The following is a 16,771-nucleotide window of genomic DNA, read 5'->3' as shown; positions in this document are numbered from 1 at the left end:
TGTCTCCGCTCCGCGTCGCATCTTCCTACACGCCGGGCGCGCCGCGCGCACGGGAATCCCGCACGTCTCGCAGCGCGAGCAGGCTCTCGCCGTCCCCGGCAGCGCAGGCTAGCCTCCGCGCTGAACGTCCGGAGGCAGCATGCGCGTCGGCCTCGTCATCGAGGAATGGAACCCGGAAGGTGGCGGCGCGGAACGCTGGACGGCGCGCTTCGCCGAGCATCTGGCGCATGCCGGGCACGAGGTGCATCTGCTGGCCTTCCGCGCACAGGGCGCGGTGCGCGCGGGACGGCTGCACCTGATCCCCGATCCCGGCTCCGTGCTCGGCCGCGCGCGCGGCGTGACGGCGGCGCTGCGCCCGGGACGGCTGCCGCCGATGGTCTGGCATGATGGCGGCGTCGGCTGGTCGGGCCATGTGCTGCATCCCCATACCGGCTCCGGCCTGCATTCCCTGCAGCGGGAGATCACCTCCCATGTCGCCTGGCGCCGGCTGCGCGCGACGATCTCGCCGCGGCTGAACAGCCGGCGGATGCAGATGCGCGTCGTCGAGCATCTCGCCGCGGCGCGCGCACGGCGCGTCATCGCGTTGTCGCGGCATCTCGGCAGCTTCCTCGCGCAGCGCCACAGGCTGCCGCCGGAGCGGCTGCGCGTGGTGCCGAATGGCGTCGACAATGCCCGCTTCGCGCCGGAACGGCTGGCGCCGCTGCGCGGCCCGGCGCGCGCCGCGCTGGGGCTCGGCGACGAGACCTTCCTCGGGCTGATGGTGGCGCACAATCTGCGCCTGAAGGGGCTGGACACGGCGCTGCTTGCGCTGGCGCGGCTGCGGGCCGCCGGGATAGATGTGCGGCTTGCGGTGGCCGGCGGCCTGCCGGACCGGCCCTGGTCCGGGCTTGCCGCCCGGCTTGGCGTGGCGGAGCAGGTGGCGTTCCTCGGCCCGGTCGCGGCGATGGAGCCGCTCTATGCCGCGGCGGATGCGATGCTGCACCCGACGCGCTGGGATGCCTGCAGCCTGGCGACGATCGAGGGCATGGCCGCCGGCCTGCCGGTGGTCACCACGCGGCTGAACGGCGCATCCGACCTGATCGCGCATGGCAGCAGCGGCTTCGTGCTCGACCGGCCGGATGACGATTCAGGGCTGGCAGAGACGCTCGCGCTGCTGCTGCGGGATCCCGCCCGCCGCCGCGCGATCGGCGCCGCGGCGCGCGTCGCGGCGCTGCGCGCCGACTTCGCCGACAATTTCCGCTGCATCGAGGCGATCCTGGCGGAAGTCGCGCAGGAGCTGCGCCTCGATCAGTAGTCCAGCCCGTAATGCGCCCGCAGCTTCGCCATCAGCGGGTCGAGATAGGTGGCGCGGCTGACCTGGCCTTCGGATTCGCGCAGCACAACGGCTTCCTCGTGCAGCAGGCGCGAGGTGTACCAGCAATGGAACACGCCGCCCGCCACCGTCGGCACTCTCTCGTGCCCGACCGACAGTTCCGGGCAGAAGGCGATCTCGTGGCCGATCACGCCGCGGCCCGCCGCCAGCACGCGGATGGTCGCTTCCTCGCCGGTGTCGGTGTCCTCGCCGCGGAGCTTGCGCAGCACCACCAGCCCGCCGAGGTCCGACCTGCGGAACGCCATGAAATGCGGGTGCACGTACCAGCCATGCGGGTTGCCGCGATGCGGGCTGCGGAAGATCGCGCCGGCGATGGGGCGGGCGTCGTCCAGCAGGTCGGCGCTGTTCTCCAGCCAGTCGGCCGAGACCGGATGCGCATCGGAATCGAGCAGCACGATCCGCTCATGCCGTGCCGCGCGCACCGCCTTCTCCGCGGCCTCGCCATGGCGGTGCCCGTGGCCGAACCAGGTCCAGCGCCGCAGCAGCCGCACATCCGGCTGGGCGCGCAGCCAGGCCTGGGTGCCGTCCCGGCTGCCCTGGTCCACCACAATGATCTCGTAGTCGCGCGGGCCCACCAGCCTGCGCACCTGGTCCACCAGCAGCCGCGTGAAGAACAGGCCGTCGCGCGTGACCGTAATGATGCTGACAGGCGGCAGCGCCATCCGCTATGGCATCCGCATGACGATGCCGGCGGTGTCCGTGCTGATGCCGGTGCGCGACGGGGCCGCCTTCCTGCCCGCGGCGCTCGACAGCATCCTGCGGCAGGAGTGGCGCGACTTCGACTGCATCGTGGTGGATGATGGCTCGCGCGATGCCACCCCGCAACTGCTGGCGCAGGCGGCGCGGCGGGACGCACGCATCCGGGTGCTGACCCAGCCGCGCAGCGGCGTGGTGTCTGCGCTGAACCGCGGCCTGGCCGCATCCCGAGCGCCCTGGGTGGCGCGGATGGATGCCGACGACGTCGCGCGGCCGGACCGGCTGGCAAAGCAGATGGCGCTGGCCGCGACGACGCCGCAGGCGGTGGCGATCGCGTCCGGCTGGCGCGTGGTGGATGCCGCCGGCCGCGTGTTGCGGGAAGTGACGCCGCCGCCCGGCCCGCAGGCGATCGCCGCGGCGCTGCCGCGGGGCAATCCGCTGGCGCATCCGACCATGCTGCTGAACCGCGCGGCCGTGCTGGCGGTTGGCGGCTATCGCGCCAGCTATGACGGCGCGGAGGATTACGATCTGTGGCTGCGGCTGAGCGAGGCCGGAGCGCTGCATGCGCTCACCGAGGCGCTGGTGGACTATCGCATCCATGCCGGGCAGGCGACCTGGCAGACGCTCGAGCGCAGCATCGTCGCCGCGCATCGCGCGCGGCGCGCCGCCGAGCGGCGCCGCGCCGGGCGCGCCGAGGATGACGGCCTGGACGGTATGTCCGATGCGCTGATCGCCGGCGCGCTCGGCGCGGCGAAGGAGCAGCTTGCCCTGGGCCAGGGGCGTGGCGCGCGGGCGGCGCTGGCGCTGCTGCGCGCGCAGCCCGGCCTGGCCCTGCGCACGCGGCTGCATGCGCATCTGCTGTGGCTGCGCAGCCTGCTCACGCCGCGCGGGTAGCGGCGAAGATCCCGGCGGCGGCCTCCGGCCAGTGCAGCGGTCGGAACTGCCGCGCGATCCGCGCCTCCCAGGGCGCGCGCGCGGCCGGGTCGGCGATCCATGCGCCGAGCGTCGCCGTCCAGGCGTCCACATCCAGCGGATCGAGGCAGGGGGAGAGGCCGCCCACCGTCTCCGGCACGGCGCCGCCGGTGGAGGCGATCACCGCCTTGCCGGCGGCGAAGCTCTCGATGATCGGCAGGCCGAACCCCTCGTAGCGCGAGGGGTAGAGCGTGAAGGCGCAATCGGCCAGCAGCCGCCGCAGCGTGGCGTCGTCGACGTGGCGCAGATGCAGCACGCGCCCGCCCAGCGCGCCATCCGCGTCCGGCAGCGCGCGCAGCACCGCCTCCACCATCCAGCCGGGACGGCCGACGAAGACGAGGCGGAAATCGGCGCGCTGCGGCACGCCCTCCGCCACCAGGCGCCGCCACGCGGCCAGCAGCGCCGCGTGGCCCTTGCGCGGCTCGATGGTGCTGACGAAGAGCGCGAAGCGGCCGGGTGAGAGCGGCGGGGGCAGCGGCGCGGGCGGCACCGGCGGGGGCGGCGCGAAGCCCAGCGGCAGCACGCTGGGCGGCGCGATGCGGTGGCCGAGCGTTGCGGCGTGACGGGTGATGTCCTCCGCGACGCAGGCGGCGTTGCACAGCACGCGGGCGGCGGCGGGCAGCAGGGCGGCCCAGTAGGCCTCGAAATCCGGCAGTTCCTCCGGCGGGAACCATTCGGGATGCAGCAGTGGGATCAGGTCGTAGCAGAGCGGCACCAGCCGCGCGCCGGCTTCCATCCCATGCGCCGCGGCGGCGCGCGCCCGCGCCCAGCCCGATCCCGCCAGCAGCAGCCGGTCGCGCGGGCCGAGCGCCAGCGTCGCGCCGAGCGCCATGTCGAGGGGCACCACCGCATGGCGCACCCCCGGCGCGCCGAACGGCGCGTGATGCACATAGGCGCCGAGCAGACGTCTCTGCGCCTGCGCCGCCCAGCCATGCCCGGCCAGGCGCAGCCGTTCCAGCGCCATCGCCGCGGGGTAGCGCGGCGAGGCGAGGTTCTGCCAGAGGCGTCGCTGGCGGCGCCAGTCCAGCGTGACGTGGTCGATCGCCGCCTCGGCACCCAGCAGCCGGTCCCGCCAAGCCGGGTTCAGCGCGCGGAAGACGCCGCGGCGGGGATCGAAGAAGGCCGGCACGACATCCGGCTCCGCGGCCAGGCCGTGCCGCGCCAGTTCCTGCTCGACGCGCAGGATGCCCACGGGCGGGCCGGTCCAGCGCAGGATGCTGGAGACGTCGAGCACGATGCGGGCGGGCGGCGTCATCGGCGGTGGAACAGCCGCTCCAGCTCCGCCCTGCCCAGCCGGATGAAGGTCGGGCGGCCATGGCTGCAGGTCGCCGCGCGCGGCGTGCGCTCCATGTCGCGCAGCAGGGCCGCCATCTCCGCGCCGGTCAGTCGCCGCCCGGCGCGGACCGAGCCATGGCAGGCCAGCCGCGCCACCGCGGCATCCAGCCGGTCGGCCAGGGCCAGCCCTTCCCCGCCATCCTCGGCCATCTCCTCCGCCAGGTCGCGCAGCAGCGGCGCGGGGTCGGGGTTGCCGAGCAGCGCCGGCAACCCGCGCACCAGTATCGCGCCGGGGCCGAAGCCCTCGATCTCCAGCCCGAGGCGTTCCAGCGCCGTCGCGGCGTCCAGCAGCCGCGCCACGGCGGCGGAGGGCAGCTCGACCACGGCGGGCAGCAGCAGCGGCTGCGCGCGCACGCCGCCCGCCTCGAGCTGCGCCTTCAGCGCCTCATGCGTCAGGCGCTCATGCGCGGCGTGCTGGTCCACCAGCACCAGCGCGCCATCCGGCGCCTCGGCCAGCACATAGGTGGACAGGAGCTGTGCGAGGGGGCGGCCGAGCGGCCCCTCCTCCTCGGGCAGGATCGGCTCGGGCGGCGGCGGCGGGGCGGCGAAGCCGAGCGGCAGGCGCGGGGCGGCGGGGCGCGGCGGCGCCGGCTGCCAGCCGGTCAGCATCGGCCTGGGTGGCGCAGGGGCGGGCGCCGCGCTTTCGGCAAAGCCGCCCGAGCCGGGCACGGCTTCCGGCGCCAAGCCCGGCACGGCCGCGACGCCGACGGCCAGCGCGCGGCGCAGCGCCGAGATCAGCAGGCCGCGCACCGCCTCCGCATCGCGGAAGCGCAGCTCGGTCTTCATCGGGTGGACATTCACATCCACCGCCTCCGGCGGCAGCTCCAGGAACAACGCCGCGGCGGGATGGCGGCCGCGCGGGATCAGCTCGCGATAGGCAACACGCAAAGCGGTGCGAAGCTGCGGGTCGCGCACCGGGCGGCGGTTCACCACCAGGTGCTGCGCCGTGCCGGTGGGCCGATGGTGCAGCGGCGCCGCGGCAAGACCCGAGAGCGACAGCGCGCCCCGCTCCGCTTCCACCGCCAGCGCGGCCGCCGAGAACTCCGGGCCGAGCAGCGCGGCGATGCGCGCCTCCCGCGCCTGCGCGGGCAACGCCAGCACGGGGCGCCCGTCGCTTTCCACCGCGAAGGCGACGCCGGGCCAGGCGAGCGCCAGCCCGCGCACCGCATCCAGGCTCGCCTCCGCCTCGCTGCGCGCGGATTTCAGGAAGGCGCGGCGGGCCGGGGTGGCGAAGAACAGGTCGCGCACCTCCACCCTGGTGCCCGGCGGGCCTGCGGCCGGCGCCACGGCGGACTTCCGGCCGCCCTCGACGGTGATGGCGTGCGCATCGCCGCCTTCGGTGCGGGAGGTGATGGTCAGCCGCGCCACCGCGCCGATGGAGGGCAGCGCCTCGCCACGGAAGCCCAGCGTGGCGATGCGGAACAGCATCGCTTCCTCCGGCAGCTTGGAGGTGGCGTGGCGTTCCACGGCGAGATCGAGCTCGGCGGCGGACATGCCGCTGCCGTCATCCTCCACCAGGATGCCGGCGATGCCGCCTTCCTCGAGCCGAATGGCGATGCGCCGCGCCCCGGCATCGAGCGCGTTCTCCACCAGCTCCTTCACGGCGGCGGCGGGGCGCTCCACCACCTCGCCTGCGGCGATGCGGTTGGCGGTGGTCGGCGGCAGCAGGCGGATTCGCGGCGCGGCCATGCCGCAGGGAATGCGCCCTGGCGTGGCGCCGGGCAAGCGCCAAGCGAAGCGGCGCCCCGATGATGCGCCGCGATATCGGGCGCCGCCGGGCCGGGCTGTCCGCGGAGCGAGCCCCCTCGCTAGGAACAGCCGCGGTGCCTGGCCTCGCGCGGCGGGGTCCCTTGGCGGGGCTCCGCCGCCGGTGCCGTTCCAGTCGGCGCCGCGAGCAGGCGGCCCAGCGCGGCGGCCAGCGCCTCCCGCCCGACCGGCTTGCGCAGCAGCGCCGTGAGACCCTGCCCGCCATTCCCGCTCCAGCCTTCCGGCAACTCGCCATAGCCGGTGGCGAAGAGCACCGGCACGCCGCGCCGCACCAGCAGGTCGGCCACCGGGAAGGCCGCCTGTCCGCCCAGGTTCACGTCCAGCACGGCCGCATCCGGCATGCCGGCCTGCTCGACCAGGCGCAGCGCCTCGGCCACGGTGCCGGCCGGCCCGATCACCGCGGCGCCGAGGTCGCGCAGGGTCTGCTCGACATCCATCGCCACCAGCGGCTCGTCCTCCACCACCAGGATCCGCCTGCCATCCAGCGAGACGATGTCGGGCGCCGGGGCCGCGGAGGGCGCGAGGCCGGCCGAGGCGGTGGACGCGATGCGGCCCGGCCCGATCAGGATTCCGCAGCGCAGCCCATCCGGCCGCCAGTCGAAATCGACATGGCCCGCAAGCTGGCCGGTCACCGTCGCGACGATCATCCGCGTGCCGAAGCCGCGCCGCGTCGGCGGGCCCCTGAAGTCTGCCTCGGACTGGCCGGTCTCCGCCCAGTCGAGCCGCAACGAACCGCCGGGCTGCGGCGCCCAGCGCAGCGCGATCCGGCCCCCGGGATGCGACAGCGCGCCATGCTTGGCGGCGTTGGTGGCGAGTTCGTGCAGCACCAGGGACACCGGTTGCACCGCCTCTGGCGCCAGCCGCACCGGCGGACCATCGAACCGCAGGCGCCCGGCCTCGGCATAAGGTTCGAGCTCAGCCTCTGCCAGTTCGCGCAGGTCGCCGCCGGCCCAGCGCTCGCGCGCCAGCAGCGTATGCGCGCGCGCCAGCGCATTCACCCGCCCCTCGACTGCGGCGGCGAAATCCTGCGGGCCCTGGTTGCGGGTGAGCCGGAGGATGGATTGCACGACGGCCAGCGCGTTCTTCGCGCGGTGGTCCACCTCGCGCATCAGCAGCGTCTGCCGCTGCTCCGCCGCGCGGCGTTCGGTGATGTCCTCGCCGGAGGCGACGACGGCGAGAAGGCGCCCGGCCTCGTCCCGCAGCACCGTGTTGCGCCAGGCGACCAACCGCTCTGTGCCGTCGGCGCGCAGCACGGCATTCTCGTGCGAGCCCTCCGCCGCTGCGCCCGCGGTCGCGATGCTGTCGAACACCGCACGCACCGGCGCGCGCAGCGCGAGCGGCAGGAAGTTCGCGAACCAGTCGCGGCCGACCGCCTCCTCCTCCCGCTCCAGGCCGAGCACGGCCAGGCCTTCGCGGTTGATGCTGCGCACCGTGCCGTCAGGCCCCAGCACGACCAGCATGGCGCGGGCGACGTCGAAATACAGCCGCGCGCGATCGCGCTCGGTGCGCAGCGCGCCGGCCGCTTCCTCCGCGGCGGCGGCGCGGCCTTCGGAGACGGCGCGTGCGCGGGCGGCCTCGGCGGCGCGCGCCAAGGCGTGGCGCAGCGCCTCGAACTCCGCCACGGGTGCAGGGGGCGCGCGGGGCGGCGCAGGATGGCCGGCCGCGACCGCATCGGCCTCGCGTGCCAAGGCCTGCAGCGGGCCGAGCAGCCGTCGCGCGAGCAGGAAGGCCAGCGGCAGCGCAATGGCGAGCAGCAGGACGCCGCCCACCGCCAGCCGCTCCACCGGCCTGCGCCAGGCGGCGACATGGGCCGGGGCGGGGGCCGTGACCACCACCGCCCAGGGCACGCGCTCCAGCCGGTGGAAGGCGCCCACCATCGGGCTGCCTTCCAGCGAGGGGCCGGCGGCGATGCCGACCTCCTGCGCGCCGAGGGGCTGGGCGATCCAGCCCGGCGCGACCTGGCCGATCGCCTCGGCATGGCCCACGGACCGCGCGATGATCCTGCCATCGGAGACCTGGATCAGACCGGCGATCTCGCCCGCCCGCACATGCGCCAGCAGCGCCGCGAGCCGCGCCGGGTCGAAGGCGAGGATCAGCGCCAGCCTTTCGCGCCGGGGCGGATCGGACGCCATGCCCGCCACCGGCGCGGCGGCGACAAGGATGGGCTGCGCCGACACGCTTCCGGTGAAGAGGTCGCTGACCACCGGCGCGCCGGTGGCGATCGCGCGGTCGATCCAGGGCCTTCCATTGGCGACCGGCAGCGGTGCGCCGAGCGGGCGCAGCGTGTTGAAGAGCTGGGACCCGTCGGCACGCACCAGCAGCATCCAGCCGCCGAAGGCATTGCCGACGGCCCGCGCGCGTTCGTACAGGTCGGCCAACGCGGTATCGGCCTGCCCGCCTGTCGCGCCATTCGCCACGTCGCGCACGGCGCGGGAAGCGGCGAGGGAGGTGACGGCCGTGACGGCGACGTCGATCTCGCGATCCGCCGCGACGGCGAGGGTGCGCGCGCCGCCCTGCAGCGCCGTCTCGACCACCTGGCGATAGGCGCTGCCGAGCTGCCAGGCGGTGAGTCCGCCCGCGAGCAGCGCCGGCAGCAGGACCGCGAGCGTCAGGAGCAGCAGATGCGCGCCGAGCGGCAGCCGCCGGCGCAGCGGCGCGGCCGCCTTCACCGCGGCACCCGCGCGTGTCGAATGGTCCATGCCGGACCGGTCCCCCCGACGGCCTGCGCCGGACGGGCGCCGTGCAGCGACCCGCCTAACGTATACAGTGTGGCAGCCCCCACAAGACCGGCGACTGAAACGCGCAGTCGCCCTTCGGGTTCGTGACCGGAATGTGCCGACGCGCGCGACCAGGTGGCGCCGCGGCGTGACTCGGGCACGGACCCGCGGGGCTGCGGCGCAGGACCGCCATGCGCTTGACAGCGTGTCGGATTACGCTGCCTCATATCGCATTGAGAGATGATGCGCGGCGCATGGGGCGTCCGCGCGCAGGCCGGCACCGGTAGCGGGAGCGGCGATGGGATGAGCGATCACGCGCCCGGTGCGCCGTGCTCCGCGGAGCCGGCCCCGCCGGCCTTCCGCAGCAGCGACGGCCTGCGGATCCGCTACCGGCTGGACGACTTCACGCCGCCCTGGCGGCCGGGCGAGACGGTGGTGCTGCTGCACGCGGCCATGGGCTCGATGAACCGCTTCCGCCAATGGGTGCCGCATCTGCTGGACCGCTATCGCGTGCTGCGCTGGGACATGCGCGGCCACGGCGCGTCCGACGCGCCGGCGGAGGAGGGCGAGCTTTCCGTGCCGCGCATGGCGCTGGACCTGATCGAGATGCTCGATCATCTCGGGCTGGAGCGCGTGCATCTCGTCGGCTCCTCGACCGGCGGCATCATCGGGATGCTCGCCGCGATCACCTGGCCGGGGCGCTTCGCCTCGCTCGCCTCCTTCGCCGCCATTCCCGGGCTGCGCCCGTCCACCGGCCATCACGACTATGGCGACTGGACGCAGGGGCTGGAGACGGAAGGCGTCGCGGCCTTCCTGCGCCGCACCATCCGCCAGCGCTTCGACCCGGATGCGGTGGAGCCCGGCTTCGTGGACTGGTTCGTCGCGGAATCCGCGCGCAACGACCCGCGCTTCCTGGCGCGCTTCGTGCGCATGATGGCCGGCGGCGATTTCGGCGCGCGGCTGCAGGAGATCCGCTGCCCCAGCCTGTTCGTCGTGCCCGGCGCCGATCCCGTGCATTCCATGGAGAACTACGCGGTGCTGCGCAGCGTGCCAGACCACCGCTTCATCGTGTACGAAGGCGCGGCGCACAACATCACCGATGCGCAGCCCGAGCGCTGCGCGAAGGACCTGCGCGCCTTCCTCGATGCCCTGCCACGAGGCGCGGCATGAGCCGCAACGCACTGCTGGTCGGCGCTGCCGCGCCGCTGGCGCCGGCCTTGCGCGAGCGGCTCGCGGCGGAGGGCTACGACCTTCTCGCGGCGCCGCATGCAGCCGCGGTGCCGGCTCTGCTCGGCAGGCTGCCGGAAGGCGGACATCCCGTCGCGGCGGTGATCCTGGCGCCGGCGCTGCCGGAAGGACGGCTCGACGCTGTCGCGGCGGAAGACATGATCGCGGCGCTGGACGAGGCCCTGGCCGAGGCCGGGATGGCCGCGCGCGCGCTGGTCGCGGACCGACCGGAAGCGCCGACCGCGCGCATCGTCATCGTCGCGGACTGGGCGATCACCGGCCCCGCATGCGAGACCATCGCCGCGGCGGTCTCGGGTGGGCTGGTCGGGCTGGCCCGCAGCTGGGCTCTGGAATTCGCGCCGCTCGGCGTGACGGTGAACGCCGTGATCGCCGGGCCGGAAGCGCTGCTGGCGGATGACGCGGTGCTGCCGCTTGCCGGGCCGCTCGCGGCGCGGCCGCGCCCCGACCATGTCGCGCACGCCGTCGCCTGCTTCCTCGATCCCCGCGCGGCGGCGATCAGCGGGCAGGTGCTGTCCGTCTGCGGCGGCCGCACGCCCGGGAGCATCCCGCTGTGAGCGCGCCCTACACCGTCCTTGTCACCGGCGTCGCGCACGGGATCGGCCGCGCCATCGCCGACCGCCTGGTAGCGGATGGCCATGCCGTGCTCGGGCTGGACATCGAGCCCGCGCCGCCGCCCGGCCTTGCCGGCTTCGAGTGCGTGGACATCACCGACGCCGCCGCGGCACGGCGTACGCTGGAACGGCTGGCGGGCGCGCATCGCATCACGCGGCTGGTCAACAATGTCGGCTCCTCCCGCCGCGAATGGATGCATGAGGCGACCGGCGAGACGCAGCGCTGGCTGGACCGGCTCAATCTCGGCAGCGCGCTGCTCTGCCTGCAGGCGGTGCTGCCGGGCATGCGCGAAGCGGGCGGCGGGCGCGTGGTGAACATCACCAGCCGCGCCGTGTATGGGCGGGAGACGCGAAGCGCCTATGCCGCGACGAAGGCGGCGCTCGCCTCGCTGACGCGAAGCTGGGCGCGGGAACTGGCGCCGGACAACATCGCCGTGAATGCGGTGGGACCGGGCATGATCGACACCGAGCTGTTCCGTCGCAACAACCCGCCGGACAAGCCCGACGTCATCCGCCTGCGCGAAGGCGTGCCGATGCGCCGCCTCGGCCTGCCTGAGGAAGTGGCGCAGGCCGTCGCCTTCTTCCTTGAGGAACGCACGGGCTATGTCACGGGACAGATGATCTTCGTCTGCGGCGGCCTCTCGCTCGGCGCGCTGCCGCCCGCCGGCAACAATCCGCCCGCGCCGGAACAGGGCCGTGCGCGAAGCGGACGCGGAGACTGAACCAGCAAGGGAGACACTTCATGGCCACCCGCCTCGATCGCCGCAGCCTCCTCGCGCTCACCGCGGCCACCGCCGCGCTGGCACGACCAGCGCTGGCGCAGGAGTATCCGACGCGCACCATCCGCATCATCGTGCCGCGCGCGCCGGGCGGCGGTTCAGACAACATCGCGCGGGTGCTCGCGCCACCGCTGGGCGAAAGGCTGCGCCAGACCATCGTGGTGGAGAACAAGCCGGATGCCACCGCGATCGTCGGCGCCGAATTCGTCGCGCGCTCCGCGCCGGATGGCTACACGCTGTACCTCTCGGACAATTCCTTCTACCAGAATCCCGCGATCATCGCGCAGATCCCCTACGACACGGTGCGCGACTTCGCGCCGGTCACGCGGCTGGCGCGCGCGCCGGTGATCCTGATCGTGCATCCCTCGGTGCCCGCGCGGAACGTGCAGGAGCTGATCGCCTATGCGAAGGCCAATCCCGGGAAGCTGAACTACGCCTCCGGCGGCGTCGGCTCCTCCACGCACTTCGCGGGCGTGCTGTTCAACCTGCGCGCCGGCACCGACATCACGCATGTGGTGTTCCGCTCTTCCGGCCCGGCGCTGACGGCGTTGGTGGCAGGGCAGGTGCAGATGCAGTGGGGCGGCATCAGCTCGGCCAAGCCGATGGTGGAGGATGGGCGCGCGCGCGCCATCGCCGTCACCGGGCCCGACCGCGATCCTTCGATGCCGAACGTGCCGACGCTCGACGAATCCGGCCTGACCGGCGTGGACATCACCAGCGTCTGGGGCCTGCACGCGCCGGCCGGCACGCCGATGGAGATCCGCCGCAAGCTGCGCGACGCGATCGCGGCGACGATGCAGGAGCCGGCGGTGAACCAGCGGCTGCGCGGCATGGGCTACGCGCCCGTCGCCTCCACGCCCGAGGATCACGCGCGGGAGACAGCCGAGTTCGTCGCGCTGTGGCAGGACATCGCCAAGCGCGTGAACCTGAAGGACTGACGGGAGGGACTCGATGGCGGGACGCCTGGCCGGCAAGGCCGCGGTGGTGACGGGGGCCGGCTCCGTCGGCCCGGGCTGGGGCAATGGCCGCGCCACCGCGGTGCTCTTCGCGCGGCAGGGCGCGTCGGTCGCCGTGGTGGACCGCGACCCTGCCGCCGCCGCGGAGACGGCGCGGCTGATCGAAGGCGAAGGCGGGCGCTGCCTGGTGCTGGAGGCGGATGTCACCGACGCCGCCTCGGTTGCCGCGATGGCGCAGCGCAGCCTCTCCGCGCTCGGCCGCATCGACGTGGTGCAGCACAATGTCGGCGGGTCCATCACCGGCGGTCCGGTGGAGATGTCGGTGGAGGATTTCCGGGCGCAGCTCGACCTCAACCTGACCAGCGCCTTCCTCGTCGCCAAGGCCGTGCTCCCGGCGATGGAGGGGCAGGGCGCGGGCGTGATCACCTATGTCGGCTCGATCGGCGGCATGCGGCATCTCGGCCACGACCATGTCGGCTACTCCGCCTCCAAGGCCGGGCTGGTGCAGTTCGCGCGGCAATTGGCCGTGCGCTACGGACCACGCGGCATCCGCGTGAACACGATCATACCCGGCATGATCGACACGCCGCTGCTGGAGCATCGCGTGTCGAAGCAGAAGGGCCGCGCCGACCTCGCCACGCTGCGCACGGAGGCGCAGAGGCGCGTGCCGCTGGGCCGCCGCGGCGAGGCCTGGGACGTCGCCCATGCCGCGCTGTTCCTCGCCAGCGAGGAGGCGAAATACATCACCGGGACGGAGATCCTGGTGGATGGCGGGCTGATGGCGAAGAGCGCGTGACCTGGCGTCAGGCCGTCGCGAGCAGCGCGTCCTCCGCCACCGGTGCAAGCGGCGCGACCTCGGGGTTGTTCATGAACCAGGGCCGCTTGCTCGCGGTCGGCCGGTTGGAGACGGCGTTGTAGTTGAAATAGAGGATCGAACGCGGCCAGGGCGTCATGTTCATCGCCGATCCATGCAGCAGCGTCGGGTGGATGAAGGCGACGGTGCCCGCGGGACCGCAGAGATCCACCACGCCGCCACGATCCGCGAGGCCGCGCAGCACCTCCAGCGGCACGCGCTCGGTGTCGTAGCCCTGCACATCCGCCTCCCGCCCGAGGATCTCGTCCAGCAGGTCCGTGTGGCTGCCGGGGATCACCAGCAGCGGGCCGTTCGCCGGCGTGCAGTCATGCAGGAACACCGCGGCCATCACCGCCTGCGGCTTCGGCATGCCGTCGCCGCGCTGCCAGGCGGTGAAGTCCTGGTGCCACGACCAGGAATCGCCGGAGAAGGGCAGCTTCAGGTTGATCCGGCTCTGATACACATAGGCGGGCTCATCCAGCAGCGCCTCCACCGTGCCGAGCATGCGCGGCAGGCGGCTGGTCAGGCCGAAGGGCGTGCTGGTGGCGTGCACGGCATACACGATCTTCGGCGGCGCATCCGGGCGGTCGCGCCGGATCTCCGGCCCGTCGCTGGCCACCAGCGGCGGCATCGCCGCGCGCAGCGCCTCCACCTCCGCCGCCGAAAGCAGGGAGGGGAAGAGCAGGAATCCCCGCTGCCGGTACTCGGCAAGCTGCGCCTCGTTCAGCCGCATCGCTGCCTCCTCTGCGCCGGGATGGCGCCGGCTTGCATGTCGGAATGCAACACGCTATCGCTCAATCCAATATGCCGCAAACACGCGCCGCCTTGTCAAGCAGGACCGAAGCGGGCAGCGAGCCCGACACCGCCGAGGGCGTCCAGAGCGTCAAGTCCATCCGCAAGGCCTTTGCCGTGCTGGAGGCGTTCCGGGATCGTCCGCGCAGCCTCAGCCTCAGCGAACTCGCGCTGGCCACCGGCCTCGACAAGAGCGCGGTGCAGCGATTCACGCGCAGCCTGCGGGAACTCGGCTACCTGCAGCAGGACCCCGCCACGCGCCGCTACGCGCTGGGCTGCCGCGTGCTCGATCTCTCCTTCAACTTCCTGCAGGCGCATCCCCTGGTGGAGCGCGCCTCGCCCGTGCTGGTGGATCTGCGACGCGCGGTGCGCGAACGCGTGGACCTCTCGCTGTTCGACGGCGATTCCCTTGTCTATGCGCTGCGCATGCAGGCGAAGCGCGAATCCTTCGCGGCCGCGCTGGTCGGGCGGCGGATGCCGCTGTTCTGCTCCGCCGGCGGCCGCGCGGTGCTGGCGCGGCTCGATCCGATCCAGGCGCGCCACATGATCGAGCGTTTGCCTCGCCCCGCCTACACGCCGACCACGCTGACCGATCCCGACGCGATCATGGCGAAGGTCGCGGAAGCACGGCAGCGCGGCCATGCGCTGCAGAGCGGGGAGTGGCGCCCTTCCGAGATCGTGATGGCCGCCGCGCTGGTCGGCGCCGATGGCGTGCCGCAGGGCGCGGTCCACATCGCCGGCTCCGCGCGCGACTGGACGCCCGAGCGCTTCGAGGCGGAGATGGCGCCGCAGCTCGTCGCGGCGATCGCCGACATCCGGCTGGTGTAGGAGAAGAACGATGCCCGCCTCCCGCAAGCGCCTGCTGCTGATCCAGGCCTTCAGCCTGGCGGCGGGATCGGGCTACGGCATGCGCGCCTTCGACGGACCGAAGGAGGCGATGCTGATGAACTACGACAGCCTCCGCCACCTGCTGGCCGACGTGGACTGGGAGGTGCATCCCGGCGCGCCGGCCACCCACGGCAACCACCCCGTGGAAACGCGCGAGGAATTCGCCATCGTCGGCGTCAACCGCCTGCCGATCGTGCGCGCCGCCTGCGAGAGCGGAAACTACGACGCCATCGTGCTGCTCGGCGGCGGCGACCCCGGCTTCCCCGAGGCGCGCGAGATCGGACTGCGCCACGGCATCCCCGTGACCTCCTGCGGCAACGCCCAGATGCATGTCGCGAGCATGCTGGGAAACAGCTTCGGCATCATCGACATCTCCGAAGCGCACAACATGCAGATGCGCGAGCTGGTGGTGCGCTACGGCTTCGCCGACCGCTGCCGCGGCATCCGCAACGTGAACTTCCCGCTGCCGCGCCCGAACCTGCCGGACGAGCGCCCGGTGCAGGCGGAGAAGGCGAAGCACGACCGCGGCGAAACCTCGGACATGGTGGAGACGGCGGTGCGGGAATCCGTCGCGGCGATCGAGGAGGACGGCGCGGACGTGCTGATCACCGGCTGCTCCGCGGCCTATTGGCTGGCGCCGGTGCTGCAGCAGCGGCTCAACGACATGGGCTGGGAAGTGCCGGTGCTGGAAGGCTACCGCTGCGCCATCGAGCAGGCGAAGCTTCTCGCGAATCTCGGGGTCGCGGCGAGCGGACTGGCATTCCCCAGCGACCGGCCACGAAAGTGGCGACGCAGCAAGAAGATCTAGCGAGGCTCCGCCTCGCGCTCCGCCGGGGAGCCTGAGGCTCCCCGGGCCCCTCCATTCGTCAGCCGACGGACAGAAGCTCCACTTCGAACAGCAGGGTGGCGTTGGGGGGAATGACGCCGCCGGCGCCGCGGGCGCCATAGCCCATCTCGGGCGGGATGGTCAGCACGCGCTGGCCGCCCACGCGCATCCCCGCCACGCCGCGATCCCAGCCCTGGATCACATGGCCGGCGCCGAGCGGGAAGCCGAAGGGCTCGCCGCGATCGCGCGAGCTGTCGAACTTCGTGCCCTTGTTGTCGGGCGCCTTCGGGTCGAACAGCCAGCCCGTGTAGTGCACCGTCACCGGCTTGCCGGCGAGCGCCATCGCGCCCTCGCCCACCACGACATCGTTCATGCCCAGTGGCATCGGTTCAGCTCCCCGCGCGGAAGGTGATGGACTTGGCGCCGTCCCACAGCACGGACCGCCCGATCTTCGCCAGCACGTCCAGCTTCTCGGTGATGGTCAGGAAGTGGTTGCCGGCCAGCGGCCCCGCCTTGGAAGCGAAGCTGCAGCCGCCATAGGCGATCAGGATCTCGGTCTCGCTGACGCTGGTCGGCATGCCACCGGGATAGACGATCACACCGCCCGGCGCCGGATGGCTGGTGGCGTTCTCATAGCCCAGCGACAGGTCGCGCTCGCCCATCGGGATCCAGCAGGCCTCGCCGGACCAGCGCACATGGATGATGCGGTCGCTGAAGGGCAGCAGCTCGCGGAAGCGCGCCACTGTCTGCGGCGCGTCCTGCGTCTCGAAGCGGGCGCGGAACACCTCGCCGGCGATGTCGATGTGGATGTCCGCCATGCGCGACCTTCTCCCAAGCGTCCGGGCCGGGCGTTACGCGAGCGCGGCGGAATTGCCAAGCCCGTGCCGCGTCCCCGTCTATCTCGCTCGGGCAACGGCGCAGTAGCATGATCCGGGACCGAAACTCCGTGGGGGATCTGC

The 16,771-nt window shown here is 73.3% G+C and carries 16 protein-coding genes; 9 read left to right on the top strand and 7 right to left on the bottom strand.

What is annotated here, in order from left to right; genetic code table 11:
• Positions 1-139: 139 nt before the first annotated feature.
• Complete coding sequence (locus E4T13_RS16155) at positions 140-1,294, top strand: glycosyltransferase family 4 protein (RefSeq protein ID WP_137179323.1); 1,155 nt, start codon at positions 140-142, stop codon at positions 1,292-1,294.
• Here the strand turns inward: E4T13_RS16155 and E4T13_RS16150 are convergent.
• Positions 1,288-2,034, bottom strand: coding sequence for a glycosyltransferase family 2 protein (locus E4T13_RS16150; protein ID WP_137179322.1), 747 nt, complete (start codon positions 2,032-2,034; stop codon positions 1,288-1,290). The genes E4T13_RS16155 and E4T13_RS16150 overlap by 7 nt on opposite strands.
• Here E4T13_RS16150 and E4T13_RS16145 point away from each other — a divergent pair.
• Positions 2,009-2,962: a glycosyltransferase gene (locus tag E4T13_RS16145; protein ID WP_137179321.1), complete on the top strand. Its 954-nt coding sequence runs from the start codon at positions 2,009-2,011 to the stop codon at positions 2,960-2,962. The two genes, E4T13_RS16150 and E4T13_RS16145, sit on opposite strands and share 26 nt — an antisense overlap.
• Here E4T13_RS16145 and E4T13_RS16140 read toward each other — a convergent pair.
• The 3 genes from E4T13_RS16140 to E4T13_RS16130 all read right to left on the bottom strand — a co-directional run bounded on the left by E4T13_RS16140 (position 2,946) and on the right by E4T13_RS16130 (position 8,841).
• Positions 2,946-4,295, bottom strand: coding sequence for a glycosyltransferase family 1 protein (locus E4T13_RS16140; RefSeq protein ID WP_137179320.1), 1,350 nt, complete (start codon positions 4,293-4,295; stop codon positions 2,946-2,948). The genes E4T13_RS16145 and E4T13_RS16140 overlap by 17 nt on opposite strands.
• Positions 4,292-6,064 (bottom strand): DNA mismatch repair endonuclease MutL, encoded by a 1,773-nt coding sequence (gene mutL / locus E4T13_RS16135; RefSeq protein ID WP_137179319.1) that lies wholly within the window; start codon positions 6,062-6,064, stop codon positions 4,292-4,294. The genes E4T13_RS16140 and mutL overlap by 4 nt, the downstream gene beginning before the upstream one ends.
• Positions 6,065-6,183: 119 nt before the next feature.
• The gene (locus E4T13_RS16130) at positions 6,184-8,841 is read right to left on the bottom strand and encodes an HWE histidine kinase domain-containing protein (RefSeq protein WP_137179318.1); all 2,658 of its coding nucleotides are present in this window, start codon (positions 8,839-8,841) and stop codon (positions 6,184-6,186) included.
• Positions 8,842-9,162: 321 nt separating this feature from the next.
• Between E4T13_RS16130 and E4T13_RS16125 the strand changes: the two genes are divergently transcribed.
• Genes E4T13_RS16125 through E4T13_RS16105 form a run of 5 tightly spaced genes read left to right on the top strand, consistent with a single transcriptional unit; the run spans position 9,163 to position 13,249 of the window.
• Positions 9,163-10,029, top strand: coding sequence for an alpha/beta fold hydrolase (locus tag E4T13_RS16125; RefSeq protein ID WP_170985027.1), 867 nt, complete (start codon positions 9,163-9,165; stop codon positions 10,027-10,029).
• Positions 10,026-10,661, top strand: coding sequence for an SDR family oxidoreductase (locus E4T13_RS16120; RefSeq protein ID WP_137179316.1), 636 nt, complete (start codon positions 10,026-10,028; stop codon positions 10,659-10,661). Before E4T13_RS16125 ends, E4T13_RS16120 begins: the two co-directional genes overlap by 4 nt.
• Positions 10,658-11,440, top strand: a complete 783-nt coding sequence (locus E4T13_RS16115; RefSeq protein ID WP_137179315.1) for an SDR family oxidoreductase — start codon at positions 10,658-10,660, stop codon at positions 11,438-11,440. The genes E4T13_RS16120 and E4T13_RS16115 overlap by 4 nt, the downstream gene beginning before the upstream one ends.
• A gap of 20 nt (positions 11,441-11,460) precedes the next feature.
• Positions 11,461-12,435 carry a tripartite tricarboxylate transporter substrate binding protein gene (locus tag E4T13_RS16110; protein ID WP_137179314.1) on the top strand — a complete coding sequence of 325 codons (975 nt, stop codon included), beginning with the start codon at positions 11,461-11,463 and terminating at the stop codon, positions 12,433-12,435.
• 13 nt (positions 12,436-12,448) lie between these two features.
• Complete coding sequence (locus E4T13_RS16105; protein WP_137179313.1) at positions 12,449-13,249, top strand: SDR family NAD(P)-dependent oxidoreductase; 801 nt, start codon at positions 12,449-12,451, stop codon at positions 13,247-13,249.
• A 7-nt stretch (positions 13,250-13,256) separates the two neighbouring features.
• Here the strand turns inward: E4T13_RS16105 and E4T13_RS16100 are convergent, their stop codons facing one another.
• The gene (locus E4T13_RS16100) at positions 13,257-14,039 is read right to left on the bottom strand and encodes a phytanoyl-CoA dioxygenase family protein (RefSeq protein WP_137179312.1); all 783 of its coding nucleotides are present in this window, start codon (positions 14,037-14,039) and stop codon (positions 13,257-13,259) included.
• 92 nt (positions 14,040-14,131) lie between these two features.
• Here E4T13_RS16100 and E4T13_RS16095 point away from each other — a divergent pair, with 92 nt between their 5' ends.
• Together E4T13_RS16095 and E4T13_RS16090 are read left to right on the top strand one after the other, a co-directional pair.
• The gene (locus E4T13_RS16095) at positions 14,132-14,926 is read left to right on the top strand and encodes an IclR family transcriptional regulator (RefSeq protein WP_170985026.1); all 795 of its coding nucleotides are present in this window, start codon (positions 14,132-14,134) and stop codon (positions 14,924-14,926) included.
• Positions 14,927-14,936: 10 nt separating this feature from the next.
• Positions 14,937-15,794, top strand: a complete 858-nt coding sequence (locus tag E4T13_RS16090; protein ID WP_137179310.1) for an aspartate/glutamate racemase family protein — start codon at positions 14,937-14,939, stop codon at positions 15,792-15,794.
• Positions 15,795-15,852: 58 nt separating this feature from the next.
• On the opposite strand, the gene E4T13_RS16085 is transcribed toward E4T13_RS16090, so the two are convergent.
• Positions 15,853-16,197: an FKBP-type peptidyl-prolyl cis-trans isomerase gene (locus E4T13_RS16085; protein WP_137179309.1), complete on the bottom strand. Its 345-nt coding sequence runs from the start codon at positions 16,195-16,197 to the stop codon at positions 15,853-15,855.
• 4 nt (positions 16,198-16,201) lie between these two features.
• Positions 16,202-16,630, bottom strand: a complete 429-nt coding sequence (locus E4T13_RS16080) for a DUF3830 family protein (protein WP_137179308.1) — start codon at positions 16,628-16,630, stop codon at positions 16,202-16,204.
• Positions 16,631-16,771: the final 141 nt, after the last annotated feature.

Source organism: Roseomonas sp. AR75, from assembly GCF_005222815.1.
GTDB lineage: Bacteria > Pseudomonadota > Alphaproteobacteria > Acetobacterales > Acetobacteraceae > Falsiroseomonas.
Note: the sequence above shows the minus strand (reverse complement) of the source record. Positions and strands in the feature narration are given on the sequence as shown.

Bases quoted from the DNA above. Each gene is read 5' to 3' on its own strand.
- E4T13_RS16155 (WP_137179323.1), top strand. From the start codon at position 140: ATGCGCGTCGGCCTCGTCATCGAGGAATGGAACCCGGAAGGTGGCGGC.
- E4T13_RS16145 (WP_137179321.1), top strand. From the start codon at position 2,009: ATGATGCTGACAGGCGGCAGCGCCATCCGCTATGGCATCCGCATGACG.
- E4T13_RS16150 (WP_137179322.1), bottom strand. From the start codon at position 2,034: ATGGCGCTGCCGCCTGTCAGCATCATTACGGTCACGCGCGACGGCCTG.
- E4T13_RS16140 (WP_137179320.1), bottom strand. From the start codon at position 4,295: ATGACGCCGCCCGCCCGCATCGTGCTCGACGTCTCCAGCATCCTGCGC.
- mutL (WP_137179319.1), bottom strand. From the start codon at position 6,064: ATGGCCGCGCCGCGAATCCGCCTGCTGCCGCCGACCACCGCCAACCGC.
- E4T13_RS16130 (WP_137179318.1), bottom strand. From the start codon at position 8,841: ATGGACCATTCGACACGCGCGGGTGCCGCGGTGAAGGCGGCCGCGCCG.
- E4T13_RS16125 (WP_170985027.1), top strand. From the start codon at position 9,163: ATGAGCGATCACGCGCCCGGTGCGCCGTGCTCCGCGGAGCCGGCCCCG.
- E4T13_RS16120 (WP_137179316.1), top strand. From the start codon at position 10,026: ATGAGCCGCAACGCACTGCTGGTCGGCGCTGCCGCGCCGCTGGCGCCG.
- E4T13_RS16110 (WP_137179314.1), top strand. From the start codon at position 11,461: ATGGCCACCCGCCTCGATCGCCGCAGCCTCCTCGCGCTCACCGCGGCC.
- E4T13_RS16105 (WP_137179313.1), top strand. From the start codon at position 12,449: ATGGCGGGACGCCTGGCCGGCAAGGCCGCGGTGGTGACGGGGGCCGGC.
- E4T13_RS16100 (WP_137179312.1), bottom strand. From the start codon at position 14,039: ATGCGGCTGAACGAGGCGCAGCTTGCCGAGTACCGGCAGCGGGGATTC.
- E4T13_RS16090 (WP_137179310.1), top strand. From the start codon at position 14,937: ATGCCCGCCTCCCGCAAGCGCCTGCTGCTGATCCAGGCCTTCAGCCTG.
- E4T13_RS16085 (WP_137179309.1), bottom strand. From the start codon at position 16,197: ATGCCACTGGGCATGAACGATGTCGTGGTGGGCGAGGGCGCGATGGCG.
- E4T13_RS16080 (WP_137179308.1), bottom strand. From the start codon at position 16,630: ATGGCGGACATCCACATCGACATCGCCGGCGAGGTGTTCCGCGCCCGC.